Origin of the sequence: Brevundimonas subvibrioides (assembly GCF_027271155.1) — a bacterium.
GTDB classification, from domain to species: domain Bacteria; phylum Pseudomonadota; class Alphaproteobacteria; order Caulobacterales; family Caulobacteraceae; genus Brevundimonas; species Brevundimonas subvibrioides_D.
Window position 1 is genome coordinate 2465001 of sequence record NZ_CP114542.1, and the last position, 14210, is coordinate 2479210.

The following is a 14210-nucleotide window of genomic DNA, read 5'->3' on the forward strand; positions in this document are numbered from 1 at the left end:
TGGAGCGCAAAAAACCGTCGGGAGGAAAGCCAGAGGCTGACCTCTTTAATCGTTTCCGACGATTCGATTGGAGCGCGGAGACTATGTGGAGCCTTCCGCGAAAGCAAGGAGTTTTTGAACTCCTCGTTTCCTCCTGGTCCGTGGCGACTTGCGTCTCCGCGGCCCCGGTGGCCGGCCCGTCTCCGAGCGAGGGGGCGATATACGGAGGCCTCACTTCGTCCGCAAGCGGCATTTTCATGGCGGTCGAAGATTCCCGCCGGCACCCCTTCGGTCACCCGCCTCAGCCGGCCGCGATATAGGTCCTCAGACTCTCCGCCTCCTGTGTTGCCTCTGCGATCTGGCACTTCACCACATCCCCGATGGAGATCACGCCCACCAGGCGACCGTCGTTCAGAACGGGAAGATGCCGTATCCGGCGATCGGTCATCCGCCCCATCAGGGTGGCGACCGTCTCGCCCGGGTCGGCAAAGATCACATCCTTCGTCATGTAGCGGGACACAGGTCTATCCAGCCCCGACGCACCGTCGGACGTTACGGCCTTCACCAGATCGCGTTCGGAGAAGACCCCGACCACCCGGTCACCGTCGCAAACGATCAGCGCTCCGATCTTGCGGCGGTCCAGCTCGCTGCAGGCATTGGCCAGGGTCGTGTCGGGGGTGATGCCGAAGACATCGCCACCCTTCGACTTGAGGATTTCTGCAACCAGCACGGCGCGGCTCCTTCCCTTGAGGTTTCTGGAGACGGCCGTGGGCCCGAAGGACGCAAGGCCGCTTCAGGCGGGAGGATCACCCGGGCGGGCCGACGAATCAAACCTTTCGTCCGGCCGGGCGAATAATCGCGCCGCCGGGCCGATCGCCAGAATGCCGAACAGGAAGCCAAAGGCATGGGCTTCCCAGGCGACTCGCGCGCCTTCCACACCGGGCGCGAACCCGATCAGGCCAAGCACCCCATTCACCGCCATCCAGGCGATCGACATGGTGATAACGGCCCGGTCGGTCAGGGGAAGCACCCGCCCTCCCCCGCCCAGCAGTCGCGTCGCCGCCCCGATCAGGCCGAACACCGCGCCGGATGCGCCGACCAGGGGATCCATGCTGCCCCAGTGGACCAGTCCGTATCCCAGCGTCGCAACGACGCCCGACACAATATACAGGGCCAGAAAAACGAAGACTCCTACGGTGCCCCTGAACAGGCGCGCGACCGGCGTGCCGAATGTCAGCGCCGCCACTGCATTCATCATCGCGTGTGCCCATCCGCCGTGCACGAACATCGATGTCACCAGCCCCGCATACCGCCCCTGGCTCAGGTCGACCGGCGCGAACGCCAGCTCCAGCCAGTAGGTGTGGGCGCGGCTCTGAAAGAAATAGAGCCCGGGCATGGATGCAGCCAACAGCACAGCCAGCAGCGGTGCCTTGAAGACGGGTTCTTTCCGGCGTGGGCCGTCGAATCGGCCGAGGAGTGGCTCCATCCGGATCAAATGCGCGGCGTCGTCCGCGATCTCAAGTGGTTCTTAATAACCAAGTCCCACTTTGGAACGCGGATCGCGCCTGGCGATCCGCTGTCTGGTTCGCGTGGGATCTGCCGAAATGACCCGGAAAAGGATGCTCGCTGCGCTCATTCCCCTCGGAATCGTCGCTGTCGGCCTGCCCGCCGCCGCCCAGACCGCAGGGTCCGGCGGCCTGTCGTCGTTTCAGAACGGCTATGGCGGCGCGCGCCAGTCGGTCACGACGGCCCAGACCGGCTCGAGCCGGGACCAGAACGGCAATCGCCTGATCGTCGACGGCATCATCCAGGCCGGGGCCTCCGCCTATTCCGCCCAGTCCGGGGGCGTCTCGCAGACCTATTCAGGCTCTGGCAGCAGCGGTGGTGGCTCGGCCATCGGCGGCTCGACGGCCATCGGCAACAATCTGAATGTGGTGGTCCAGGGCAACCACAACACGGTCATAGTCAACTCACGTCAGACCAACACGGGGAATGTGTCCGCCCGGACCGATCTGACCGGCACCCTGACAGGCTTCTGATGACGACCACTGCCCTCACCCGTCGGCTGAAGGTCGGCGGCGTCGCCCTCGCCGTCATGGCCATGCTCGGCGCCTGCGTGAGCCCGTCGGCCGGGCCGAACGGCATGTATGCGACGCCGATCGGCAATGCGCCGGTGACATCGAACCCGACGCCCTATTCCACGGCCCTGTATTGCCTGGCCGACTATGCCCGCCGCTACAACCTGCCCTCGCCGCGCATGGCCGTGGGCCGGATCAGCGACTACACCGGCACGGTCTCGTCCGACGGGGGACGTCAGGTCACGGGCGGAGCCTCCCTGATGGCCTTCAGCGCCCTGGCCAAGGCCGGGGCCCAGATGGTCGAGCGCTACGACACCTCCATCTCCGAAATGGAGTTGCGCTACGCCAACAACCGGCTGATCGGCGACCAGGGCGGCACAGCCGATGATCCCAACTATCGCCGCATCCTGGCGGGCCAGGTGCCGGGCTCGGACTTCTACCTTGTCGGCGGCATCACCGAGGTGAACTACAATATCCGCTCGGCCGGCTTCGACGCCGGGCAGGGCGAGACCGACAGCGCCCGGCCGGGCTCCACCATCGTCCAGGGCAAGGTGTTCGTCATGAACATCGCCATCGACCTGCGCCTGGTCCAGACCACCACGCTCGAGGTCGTTGACGTCGTCTCCTACCAGAAGCAGATCATCGGCCGCGAAATCTCCGCCGGAGTGTTCGACTTCCTGGACGGCAACGTCCTGGATATCTCGGCCGGAACCGGCGGGATGGAGCCGGTGCAGCTGGCCGTCCGGGCCGTGATCGAGCGGGCGACGGTCGAGTTCATGGCCAATCTGTATGGCGCACCGGGTCCGGAAGTTTGCCTGGACGCCTCCAACGACCCGCTCAACACGGTGGGCCCGACCGGGGGCTACTACCCCGCCTACGACAACACGGGAACGAACAATGGCCAGACCCGCGCCGATCCGGACCGCTGGAACGATCGCCGCGACGGCGCTGTTCGTGGCAGCCGCTACTAGCGCTTTCGGACAGACCCAGGATGGCGTCATCGTCCTGAACAACCAGCTGCAGCTGGGCGACGTCATCGCCGGCCAGACCCTGAACGTCGAAGGGGCCTCGGACGAGGTGGGTGCCGACACGGCGGCCCAGGGCAACAACCTGTCCGGCACGGCCCAGGACCGCGACCTCCAGCTGACCTCGACCCAGACGTCCAGGGGAGACGTCCGCTCGACCACCACCCTGAGCGTGGACGGCGACCTGGAAGGCCCGGTCAACGCCACCACCCAGTCGCGCGGCAACTATCTGGCCGCTGCCGCCTATGGGGGCGACGTCGCCATCGAGGCGACCCAGGACGTAGGCCCGACGGAAGTCACCGCCGCCTCGAGCCTGAACGGCCCTTCCGTCCGGATGCTCGGCGGTGCCTCGGTCGGCGTCACCGCCATCGCCAACACCACCTCGATGGCCGCCAGCGCCTCACACGTGTCCGGCATCGTGATCCAGCGTTCCGAGGCCGGCGTTCGGGCCGAAAACTTCGCCGAGACGCGATACATCCCCGCAACTGCCGAGTTCCTCAGCCAGTCGATTGCCAATGCGACTGCCCTGAACTCCGGTCTCGCCTCCAGTCAGGACCTGATCATTCGCCAGCGCTCGGCCGGCGATGCCGTCACCGCATCGACCAGCGCCAATGCCGCCAACGCCTGGGATCTGGCCGGGCGCGCCCGCGCCACCGCCAACCAGACCCTGCTCTACAACGATGGCGGCTCGGTCGTGGCGACGACGGACCAGTCCAACCTGTCCCAGGTCCGCGCCTCGGCCACCGTGACCAGCTACGACTGGGGCGCAGCCGCTGCCGCCGCAGCCGGAACCGGCAACGAGGTCGTCGCCGGCAACAACGACGTCTATCTGGAGATCGACAACAGCCAGGTGAACTCCGGCGGGGTCGAGGTCAGCGCCGATTTCGCGGGAACCAATGGCTATGACGCCTATGTCTCGGCGGACGCGGTCGGCAACTCGGTCACCGGCTATGTCTGCTCGACCTGCCAGGGCAATCTGATCGCCACAAACAATCAGACCAACTCCGGTCCCGTCTCGGCCACAGCGAACACCACCGTCAATGGCACAGGCCGCGCGATCGCTTCGAGCGCCAGCGCTGTTGGCAATACCGCGACCTTCTACGTCTCGCGGCCGGGTCCGTGATCTGCGAGCGAAGGCCCGCCTAACGTAAAGTTCACTTTACGGCTACCAGAGATTGAGGAAGGCTTGTGTCGGGGCAACCGTTGCCTCTGTCCAACCACATCCGGGATGCCAGTGCGGCGCCCCCGACTTCGCCTGGAGCCTTCATGACCCCTCGCAGCCTTCTGCTTGCCGCCGTCTCCGGCCTCGCCTTGCTGACTGGCCCCCTGTCCGGTGCCGCCATGGCCCAGACGACGACCGCCGCACAGCCCTCGGACCCCTGGCCCCAGGCCAACAGCGACATTCCGGCCGATCCCGCGGTCCGGTTCGGACAGCTTCCGAACGGCATGCGCTATGCGATCCTGCGCAACGCCACCCCGCCGGGCCAGGCGTCCCTGAGGCTGCGGATCGACGCGGGGTCGCTGATGGAGAACGAGGATCAGCTGGGTCTGGCCCACTTCATGGAGCACATGGCCTTCAACGGCACGACCAACATCCCGGAAAACGAGCTGTTGCGCATTCTCGAGCGCCTGGGTCTGGCCTTCGGAGCGGATACGAATGCCGCCACCAGCTGGGACCAGACCTTCTACCAGCTGGAACTGCCCCGCACCAACGACGAGACGGTCGACACCGGCCTTCGGATCATGCGCGAACAGGTGTCCGAAGCCCTGATGGAGGCCGACGACATCGATGCCGAGCGCGGCGTGATCGAGGGCGAGGAACGCACCCGCAATACGCCCGGCCTGCGCTCGGCCAAGGCCCAGTTCGCCTTGCTGGCCCCGAGTCAGCGCGTGTCGGAGCGGTTCCCGATCGGAGACCTGGATGTCATCCGAACCGCGCCGCGCCAGCGGTTCGTCGATTTCTACCACGCCTACTACCGGCCTTCCCGCGCGACGATGTTCGCCGTCGGTGACTTCGACGTCGATGTCATGGAGCAGAAGATCCGCTCTGCCTTCGAAAGCTGGCAGCCCAAGGCTCCCGACGGCCCCGAGCCAGATCTCGGCCAGGTCGCACCGCGTCAGGAGGAAACCCGCATCCTGGTCGAACCCGGCGTGCAGTCTTCGGTCCAGCTGAACTGGGTCACCAATCCGGACCGGGACCCTGACACCGTGGCCGAACGACGCTCTCGAATCCTGCGTGGTCTGGGGCTGTCGGTCCTGAACCGTCGCCTTGGCGAGCTCGCCCGTGCGGACAATCCACCCTTCATTGCGGCCGGCGCGGGAAGCAGCACCCTTTTCGACAGCATCGACATCTCGACCCTGACAGCCAACTTCAACCCCGGCGGCCTGCAGCGCGCGCTGGAGACGGCCGAGCAGGAACAGCGTCGCCTGGTTCAGTTCGGCGTCACCGAGGCGGAACTGCAGCGCGAGATCACCGATACCCGGACCAGCCTTGAGAACGCGGTTGCCTCCGCCGCCACTCGCACCACACCGGGACTGGTCAACGGACTGCTGACCGCCACCAATGACGACCGCGTCTTCACCACGCCACAGACCAACCTCGACATCTTCAATGCCGCAGTCGAGGGCCTGACTCCGGCCGAGGTGGATGAGGCGGTCAAGCCGGTGTTCGAAGGCCAGGGCCCGCTCGCCCTGGTCATCACGCCCGAAGCGATCGAAGGCGGTGAAGCCGCGGTCACGGCCATGCTACAGGCGTCGGAAGCGGTCGCCGTCACGGCCCGCGCCGCCCAGGCCGCCGCGGAATGGCCCTATACGAGCTTCGGCACGCCCGCCCGGCCCACAGAGCGCCGCGAGCTGACGGAAGTCGGGGCAACGCAAGTCACCTTCGCCAATGGCACGACCCTGGTGGTCAAGCCCACCACCTTCCGCGACGAACAGATTCTGATCAGCGTCCGCACAGGTATCGGCGAGCTCGGCATGCCAACCGACACCCCCCAGGCCCAATCCCTGGCGGGCTTCACCTTCGCAGCCGGCGGCCTCGGCAAGCTGACAGCCGACGAACTGGCGCGGGTCCTCAGCGGCAAGATCTACGGGGCCAGTTTCTCCACCGACGCCGACGCGTACCAGCTGGCGGGCTCGACCCGACCGCAGGACCTGGCATTGGAGATGCAACTCCTGACCGCCTATCTGACCGACCCCGGCCTGCGTCCAGCCCCGTTCGAACAGATCAAGGCCGTCTTCCCCCAGATCATCGCACAGCAGTCGGCGACACCGGGCGGGGCTTTCGCGATCCAGTCCAGCGGACTTCTCGCCTCGGGCGACGCCCGTCAAACCTTCCCCACCGCCGAACAGGTGGCGGGATTCACCAACGATCAGCTGAAGGCGCAGGTCACCTCGGGCCTGTCGCAGGGCCCGCTCAGCGTGGTGATGGTCGGCGATGTGACGGTGGACGATGCCATCGCCGCCGTCGGTGCGACCCTGGCTGCCCTGCCCGCTCGCCCGGCCGCGCCCGCGCCCCTGCCCGGCTCCGACACGCTTCGCTTCCCCGCAGGTACGCCGACACCCGTGACCCTGACCCACAATGGTCCTCCGGAACAGGCCCTGGGCTATGTCGCCTGGCCCACGACCGACCAGATTGCCGATCGCACCGAAGCTCGTACGGTCGGCATCCTGGCCGATGTCATGGAACTGCGGGTGCTGGATGAAATCCGGGAGCGTCAGGCCCTGGCCTATTCCCCCTCGGTCGATGACAGCGCGTCCGAGGTCTATCCCGGCTACGGTTCGATCTTCGTCACGGCCCAGACGACGCCCCAGAACCTGGGGGCCTATTTCAGCGCCGTGGATGCCATCGCAGCCTCGCTGCGGGACACCCCCATCACGGATGACGAGTTGAACCGCGCGCGGGCCCCGACCGTCGAGGCCCTGCGTCGCAGCCAGGCCGGAAACGAATACTGGCTCGGCCAGCTGGAGGACGTCGCCGCCCACCCTGAAAGCCTGCAGCAGACCCTGACCCACATCAGCGATCTGGAGGCACTGACTCCGGCAGACATCCAGGCAGCGGCCCGGAAATATCTGGTGCCAGACAAGGCCTGGCGCGCTTCGGTGGTCTCTGCCAACGCACCGGCGCAATAGACCGAAAAAAGGCCCCGGGGCTTTCGCTCCGGGGCCTTCAGTCTTCTCAGGATCGTCGGCGATGAACCCGACGATCAATGTCTATCCCACCCGCCAGTCGCACAGGCTGAACGGGCCGTTGTCCGCCATTCAGCCTGGAGACTGATCGGCTGGGATGGAATCGCATCGCGATTTCGCGGATGGCGTAAATCGGGCTCTGGCTCTTCAAGCGGAGCCATCTATCGCTGCATCGCAGCCTGACAGCGCACGTGGTCATGGCGCAGCCACAGAGTGTCTGGCCCATAGCGCCTCCGGGAATGCAGGGCCAACTTGACTGAGTCCTCCACACCGGAATTGAATAACTTGACTGATGGTGCCATTCCATCGAATGCACCAATCTCAAGTAAATCATTTGGTTGGTTGTTGAGGCAACCAGCCAAAAGAGCAGGCATTTTTCTATGCTGGGCCCGAACTGCTGGCACAGGCTGTCATCTCATAAAAAACCGGCCCATTGATGATGAGGTGGTCTTCCACCTCGCCGATAAATCATCCGCTTTCGCGCATGCGCCAAACCGCCCCACGCAGCAACCCTTGGCGCAAACATGACTTACAGCATTTGTCGACAAATGACCAAAAAAACAAATAGCTAGATCGGAAATCGAGAGCGAGACAGGCGACCATTTTCCTGCGAAATCAAGCTCTGCGGTGTGCATTCCAATTCTATCAAACCAGGATGAATGGAATTTATTCACGATAATTGACAGCAGTTTTACAAGTTCTTTTTAGCGTGCCGTTTCTGCTCTGTACCGGGAGGTAATTTGTCAAATCCTTGCCTGAAATGCCCAACAAATCAAAGTTGCTGTCGTGAGCTTAATGGCCTGACGATCAACTACGCTGAATACAATCGACATTTTGAGAACAAAATTACACACCTAACCGTTTCTCGAAAAGGCAAGCTCTTTGAGATATCGTCTCTTGGAAACGGCCCATGTCCAAATTGGGACCAACAGTGCCAAGTCTATGGAAACCGGCCTATGGACTGTGATCTTTATCCCTACACGATGGGCAAGATTTTTGAAGGGGATGGGGAGGTTTATGCGACCTATCACAGCCGCACCGAATGTCCATTGACAAACCAGCTCCTGGGCCCTCGCGAGAACGCAGAGAAGCTGATACGAAATTTTCTTGAAAACACATATGGCGAGCATTGCAAAATCACTGTTCGCTATGATGAAGGGGCAGCAAGAATCTACCATCTGGCACGCCGAGCTGCGTCCAAGGCCAAGAGTCTACTTGTTGGAGATGCGACCTAATCAAAAATCCGGAGGTATATATTATAGCGTGATTTTTTTCCATGTTGCTTGGCTCCAAACCCGATTACCTGCCTTAAGATTTATGGCAAATCATGATTTCGATGCATTCTGGTCGCGTCCGAGCCGGTGATAGGCAAGCTGTTTTGGCTGTCGGATGATCCAATGGAACCAGTCGAGCCGCATTTGTCCAGGAACCAGGTGGGCGCTCGGCGGGTCGATGACCGGGGAATGGTCTCGCGCATCATCCACATACCCAGGATGGGCAGCCGATAGCAGGATCGCCCTGCCGGCTACGGCACGTCCACGACGATCTACAACCGCTTCCACCTCTGGCCACGCGACGGTTCTGGCTGAAGCGGCTGGAAGCACAGGTCGGCTTCAGGGCCGTTCCCGTCAGGCCCGTCCGCATCAACCGAAGGCGCGCGGTCGTCTACGACAAGGCCCGGTACACCGAGCGGCACCGCGTCGAAAACACAGTCTGCCGGATCAAGGCCTATCGCCTTTTCGCCACCCGCCAAGACTAACGCGCGGCCAAGTTACTCTCCGGCGTCGCCGTCGCATTCCGCTTCGCCTGCCGGCCATGAATGAGTCTGGGGCCTAGAACACCCGCCCGCCGACGCCGCCGTCCAGCATGATCGAGGCCCCGGTGATCGCGGCACCCTGCGCCTGGACGACCTCATCGCGGTATTCGGTGTAGATTTCTTCCTTGACCCAGACGAGCACCTTGATGCCCGCGCCGTAGCGGCGAAGCAGCGAGCGCTCGTTGCAGTCGCGCTCCACCAGCTGGGTCTTGCACCGCAGGTCGCCGGAGCTATCGCGCCACAGCGCCTCGCCCTTCTGGCAGGCAAAAGTCTGTCCGCCTTCGAAACTGACCTGACCGGTCCATTCCGACCAGGTCACCTGCAGCCGCGTCCCGGCGATGCAGCGATACAATTCGCCCTCATAGCCGTCATGGATGTCCCGGTCTGGCGTCACCTGGGACGCCGGGTGAGGGATGTCGCGGTCGTCGATACAGAAGGCCTGGATGACGACGCGCTTTTCCCAGCGGCGGCGCGACTCGTAAGGCACGCGGACGACCTGGGTGCCAACCCCGGCCTCGACGGTCAGGCCCTGGATCACGGTCGGATAGGGCTGCTCCACGCTGAAATAGGCACCGCCACCACCGCCGCCGCGGATGTTGCCGTAGCCGTTCACGCGGGCATTGATCCCGGCGCGGGCCCCCGCTGTGGCTCCGGAATTGGCATTCGCATTGATGTTGACGTTCACATTGATGTCGCCACCCCCCGGCGGATAGCTCGGCGGCGGGGGCTGGGTGCAGCAGTCCGGCGGCGGAGGCGGAGGGGGCGGCGGCGGGGGCGGCTGGCACGATCCACACGGCGGAGGCGGCGGCGGCGTACAGCCCGAGCTGCACTGGGCCGAGGCCGGTCCGGCCAGGCTGAGCAAGGCCATGGCACCCGTAAAGGCACCGGCCACCGCCGGCAGCCAGATCTTGATCGCCACCCGCATGGGTCAGGCTCCTGAAGAATCGATCGCCGACCCCAACGAGACGCAGGTCAGTCCAGCGGCCCATCTGCGGGCAAAACCCTTGCGTTTCCGTTGCCAAGGGAATGGCCCGGCCCTTGCGCCGCTGGCTCCGAAAGGGAGACGCATGTTCCATCCCGGCACTCAGACCCTGATCGATCACTGGGCCGCATTGCCCTCTCCGGGCCCTATTCCTCCACGCGCCGGGCTCGATCCTATGCGGCTGGGCCGGCTGGTGCCCCAGTTGTTCACGGCCGACCGCAGCCCTGACGGCGTGAGCTTCCGGCTTGCGGGAGCCTGGATCGAGACCCTGCATGGCCGGCCCATGCGGGGTGTCGGCTGGCTGGACCTGTGGGCTTCCGAAAGCCGGACCCTCGTCGCCGCCGCCGTCGTCCAGACGTTCCGCGAAGCCCGTCCGGTCGTGATGGTGGCCGAGGCGGCGCGCCTGCGTGGCGTGCTGGAAATCGTCATCGCCCCCATGCGCGGCCCCGGCGGCGAGGCCGACCAGCTGCTGGGTCTCTATCAGCCCGCGCTGGATCAGGAGCGGCGTCGCGATGCGGTCGGCCCGCTGACCGCCCGTCTTTCGGTCGGCGTCGGCGTGACCGGACGGCCGCCGCTAACCCTGGCCACCGTTGACGGGCGACGGATCGCCTAACGGAAAAACGGTCGCGCCAGAGCCGACGCCGAGGCAAAGGGCTCGGCTCGCATTAAATACCATGACTGTTGCAGTTCTTGTCCGCCTGCCTATGTTACCGTCTTCGCAATGGCGCTGCGGGACGTCCTGCGGCCGGAGAGACTTCGATGATCGAGCGCAGACCGTTCGACAGCCTGGGTGGTGCCAACCACGGATGGCTGAACGCCAAACACCATTTCTCCTTCGCCGGCTACTACGATCCGGCCCGCATGAGCTGGGGCAATCTGCGCGTCTGGAATGACGATGAGATCGCAGCGGGCTCGGGCTTTCCGCCCCACCCCCACTCGGACATGGAGATCATCACCTACGTGCGCGAAGGCGCGATCACCCACGAGGACAGCCTGGGCAACAAGGGCCGCACCGAGGCCGGCGACGTCCAGGTGATGAGCGCCGGCACCGGTATCCGCCACGCCGAATACAATGCCGAACCGGTGCTGACCCGCATCTTCCAGATCTGGATCGAGCCGACCCGTCGCGGCGAAAAGCCCGCATGGGGGGCCAAGCCCTTCCCCAAGGGCGACCGCGCCGGTCAGTTCGTGGTCCTGGCCTCAGGCTTCGAGGGGGATAGCGATGCCCTGCCGATCCGCACGGACGCCCGCATTGTCGGCGCGACCCTGAAGGCCGGCGAAAGCGCGACCTATCCTCTGGGAGCGACCCGCCGTGGCTATCTGGTGCCCGCCAGGGGCGAGGTCGAGGTCAACGGCGTCCATCTTAATGCCCGCGATGGTGCCGCCATCACCGGCGAGGACACCCTGACCGTGACCGCGGTCAACGATGCCGAGATCGTCCTGGTCGACGCAGCCTAGGTCGCCATGGCGGTCTCCCTCCCCTGCGGGGGAGGGAGACCCCCGGTGGCCGCTAAAGAACCCCGATCATGCTGGCGACCAGGGGGTGACGGACAATGTCGCCCTCCGCCAGGCGCACGACCGAAATTTCCGGCACGGCCTCCAGGCGCGTGGCGATGTCGGCGAGTCCGGACAGGGAAGGCAGCAGGTCCGTCTGGCCCGGATCGCCCGTCACCACCATGTTGGAATGCCATCCCAGCCGCGTCAGCAGCATTTTCAGCTGCACATAGGTGCAGTTCTGGGCCTCGTCGATGACGATGAAGGCGTTGTTCAGGGTGCGCCCGCGCATGTATCCGACCGGCGCGATCTCGATCAGGCCCTCGGCCATCAGGGCTCCCACCCGCTTCATCGACAGCCGGTCCGACAGGGCGTCGTAGAGCGGACGCAGATAGGGAGCCAGCTTGTCTTCCATGGCACCGGGCAGGAAACCGATGGATTCGCCGGCCTCGACGGCGGGGCGGCTCAGCACGATGCGCCCGACCTTGCCGGCCTCCAGTGCCTCGACCGCCTTGGCGACGGCCAGATAGGTCTTGCCGGTGCCTGCGGGACCCAGCGCCAGGGTCAGGTTGGAGGTGTCGATCGCATTCAGCAGTGCCGCCTGCCCCTCGGACTTGGGCTTCAGCGTCTTCAGGTATCCCTGCTCTCGATCGTCGTTCGACGGATGCGGCGACCAGCCCCCCCGGCTCTGGGCGACGGGCAACCGGCGGACCTTGGCGTCCTGGCCATAATCGGGGCCGTCGAAGGCTCCACCTTCACGGGATTGACGCTTCAGGGCGGCGCGCTTGGTCATGGCAGGCTCCGAGACATGAAAAAAGGCGACGCCGGAATGGCATCGCCTCGATCGAGGGTGGGGAGGGAAAAGAAGATGCCGACAGGCCGTCCGGGGTCGGAGATGTATCCCACATCCAGCGGGAAGACCCGCCGCATACCCGAACGCGTCACGCACGCTCTCCAGGGTTCTGACCGGACCGGGGTTGATCCGGCTTCTGATCCGGGGCCGAAATGAAGGCCTCGAATCGCATCAACAGTTTGATGCTAACGTGGTTTCCAAAGGCTTAAAGAGCCTATTTCGTTCAGTCCAGATGAGGGTTTCATGACGATCTATTCGCTTGCGGACAAGAAACCGCGACTGCCGCCGCAGGGTGAATACTGGATCGCCGACAATGCGGTCGTGGTCGGCGACGTGACGCTGAAGTCCGGGGCCAGCGTCTGGTTCGGCGTCACGGTGCGCGGCGACAACGATCCGATCGTGATCGGAGAGAACACCAACATCCAGGACGGCAGCGTCCTGCATTCCGATCCGGGCGAGCCGCTGACGATAGGGGACAATGTCACCGTCGGGCACATGGCCATGCTTCATAGCTGCACGATCGGCGACAACACCCTGATCGGCATCGGGGCGGTGATCCTGGGGCGCGCCGTGATCGGGAAGAACTGCCTGATCGGCGCGAACGCCCTGATCACCGAGGGCAAGGTCATCCCTGACGGCTCTCTGGTCATGGGACAGCCCGGCAAGGTGGTGCGGCAGCTGGACGAGGCCCAGATCGGTGCCCTGACCGCCTCCGCACACCACTATGTGCAGAACTGGAGGCGGTATGCGCAGGCCCTGAAGCCCTCTCCCGCTTAGGGAAAGGGCCAGGTGCCATCATCGACCCAGGTCGTAGGTGCCCGTGATGTCGATGCGGACGGACAGCTCGCCCGCCGCGACGGGCGTTGATGCGCTGTCGGCCATGGCCATGCGTGCCATCATCGGCATGGGTTGCGGGGCCTGATAGCCGCCGCCCTCGTTCAGGGTGCGAATGGACCCGAGCTCGACACCCAGCGCCCGGGCATAAAGGCGCGCCTTGTCCTGCAGTGCGCGCACGGCCAGGATGCGAGCCTCGTCTTCGGCGGCCCCGGGATCCTTCAGACCGAAGGAGATGCCGTCGATCTGGTTGACACCGGCCGAGACCACCGCGTCGGCCGTCGCGCCGACCTTCGTCAGGTCCATGATGTTGACGGTCACCCGGTTTGACGCCTGATAGCCGCGCAGCCGGGGCGGCTCGTTCTGGACATAGTCGTACTGCGCCGACAGGTTCAGACCCGAGGTCTGGATGTCGCGGTCGACGATCCCGGCGCGGCCCAGGGCGGCAAAGACCTCCTGCATCCGGCGGGCGTTGTCGGCCATGGCGGCCTGGGCCGTCGGAGCTTCCGTCGTCACGCCGAAGGTGATGGTGGCCATGTCGGGCGCGACCTTGACCTCGCCATAGGCCGACAGATTCAGCGCAGGCGCTGCGGTCATGGCGTGCATCCCCATCGGAGCCGATTGTGCCAGCGCCGCGGGCGCGGACAGGCCGACGAGGGCGGTGCCCAGCAGGAGGGCGGGAAGGGTGCGGGTCATGGATAGCCTCATCGAGAACGATTCCTGGGACGGCCCTCAGTTCTCCGCGAGGACCGTGGCGGAACCCTGACCCTGAACGCCTGAACGGGGGACAGGTCGCATCCGCAGGAACCGTTCATGTGCATGACATCGACGACAGGAAGCGGACTTTCCCCTGCGCGCCGCCCCTGCTAGGCGATGCCGTTCGGCGGGCGCGTAGCTCAATGGTTAGAGCCGACCGCTCATAACGGTCTGGTTGGGGGTTCGAGTCCCTCCGCGCCTACCA

General features: G+C 64.9%; 13 protein-coding genes and 1 tRNA gene. 9 read left to right on the forward strand and 5 right to left on the reverse strand.

What is annotated here, in order from left to right; all coding sequences use genetic code 11:
• Positions 1-280 precede the first annotated feature (280 nt).
• Positions 281-709: a CBS domain-containing protein gene (locus O3139_RS12475; RefSeq protein ID WP_269514375.1), complete on the reverse strand. Its 429-nt coding sequence runs from the start codon at positions 707-709 to the stop codon at positions 281-283.
• A gap of 63 nt (positions 710-772) precedes the next feature.
• Positions 773-1375 (reverse strand): rhomboid family intramembrane serine protease, encoded by a 603-nt coding sequence (locus tag O3139_RS12480; RefSeq protein ID WP_269514376.1) that lies wholly within the window; start codon positions 1373-1375, stop codon positions 773-775.
• Positions 1376-1598: 223 nt separating this feature from the next.
• Here O3139_RS12480 and hfaA point away from each other — a divergent pair, with 223 nt between their 5' ends.
• The 5 genes from hfaA to O3139_RS14770 all read left to right on the forward strand — a co-directional run bounded on the left by hfaA (position 1599) and on the right by O3139_RS14770 (position 8505).
• The gene (gene hfaA / locus O3139_RS12485) at positions 1599-2018 is read left to right on the forward strand and encodes a holdfast anchoring protein HfaA (protein ID WP_269514377.1); all 420 of its coding nucleotides are present in this window, start codon (positions 1599-1601) and stop codon (positions 2016-2018) included.
• The gene (gene hfaB, locus O3139_RS12490) at positions 2018-3028 is read left to right on the forward strand and encodes a holdfast anchoring protein HfaB (protein WP_269514378.1); all 1011 of its coding nucleotides are present in this window, start codon (positions 2018-2020) and stop codon (positions 3026-3028) included. The genes hfaA and hfaB overlap by 1 nt, the downstream gene beginning before the upstream one ends.
• Positions 2955-4205, forward strand: a complete 1251-nt coding sequence (hfaD, locus tag O3139_RS12495) for a holdfast anchor protein HfaD (RefSeq protein ID WP_269514379.1) — start codon at positions 2955-2957, stop codon at positions 4203-4205. The genes hfaB and hfaD overlap by 74 nt, the downstream gene beginning before the upstream one ends.
• 143 nt (positions 4206-4348) lie before the next feature.
• A complete protein-coding gene (locus O3139_RS12500) occupies positions 4349-7213 on the forward strand; it encodes a M16 family metallopeptidase (RefSeq protein ID WP_269514380.1) in 2865 nt (954 codons plus the stop codon).
• Positions 7214-8010: 797 nt separating this feature from the next.
• The gene (locus O3139_RS14770) at positions 8011-8505 is read left to right on the forward strand and encodes a YkgJ family cysteine cluster protein (RefSeq protein WP_420022321.1); all 495 of its coding nucleotides are present in this window, start codon (positions 8011-8013) and stop codon (positions 8503-8505) included.
• Positions 8506-9102: 597 nt separating this feature from the next.
• On the opposite strand, the gene O3139_RS12505 is transcribed toward O3139_RS14770, so the two are convergent.
• Complete coding sequence (locus tag O3139_RS12505; protein ID WP_269514381.1) at positions 9103-10011, reverse strand: hypothetical protein; 909 nt, start codon at positions 10009-10011, stop codon at positions 9103-9105.
• A 142-nt stretch (positions 10012-10153) separates the two neighbouring features.
• On the opposite strand from O3139_RS12505, the gene O3139_RS12510 reads away from it, so the two are divergent.
• Together O3139_RS12510 and O3139_RS12515 are read left to right on the forward strand one after the other, a co-directional pair.
• Complete coding sequence (locus tag O3139_RS12510) at positions 10154-10681, forward strand: PAS domain-containing protein (protein WP_269514382.1); 528 nt, start codon at positions 10154-10156, stop codon at positions 10679-10681.
• 146 nt (positions 10682-10827) lie between these two features.
• Positions 10828-11526 carry a pirin family protein gene (locus O3139_RS12515; protein ID WP_269514383.1) on the forward strand — a complete coding sequence of 233 codons (699 nt, stop codon included), beginning with the start codon at positions 10828-10830 and terminating at the stop codon, positions 11524-11526.
• Between the two features lie 52 nt (positions 11527-11578).
• On the opposite strand, the gene O3139_RS12520 is transcribed toward O3139_RS12515, so the two are convergent.
• A complete protein-coding gene (locus tag O3139_RS12520) occupies positions 11579-12355 on the reverse strand; it encodes a PhoH family protein (protein ID WP_269514384.1) in 777 nt (258 codons plus the stop codon).
• A 303-nt stretch (positions 12356-12658) separates the two neighbouring features.
• Between O3139_RS12520 and O3139_RS12525 the strand changes: the two genes are divergently transcribed.
• Positions 12659-13192, forward strand: coding sequence for a gamma carbonic anhydrase family protein (locus O3139_RS12525; RefSeq protein WP_269514385.1), 534 nt, complete (start codon positions 12659-12661; stop codon positions 13190-13192).
• 18 nt (positions 13193-13210) lie between these two features.
• Here O3139_RS12525 and O3139_RS12530 read toward each other — a convergent pair whose 3' ends face one another.
• Positions 13211-13945 (reverse strand): SIMPL domain-containing protein, encoded by a 735-nt coding sequence (locus tag O3139_RS12530; protein WP_269514386.1) that lies wholly within the window; start codon positions 13943-13945, stop codon positions 13211-13213.
• A 189-nt stretch (positions 13946-14134) separates the two neighbouring features.
• Here O3139_RS12530 and O3139_RS12535 point away from each other — a divergent pair.
• Positions 14135-14210, forward strand: a tRNA-Ile gene (locus tag O3139_RS12535).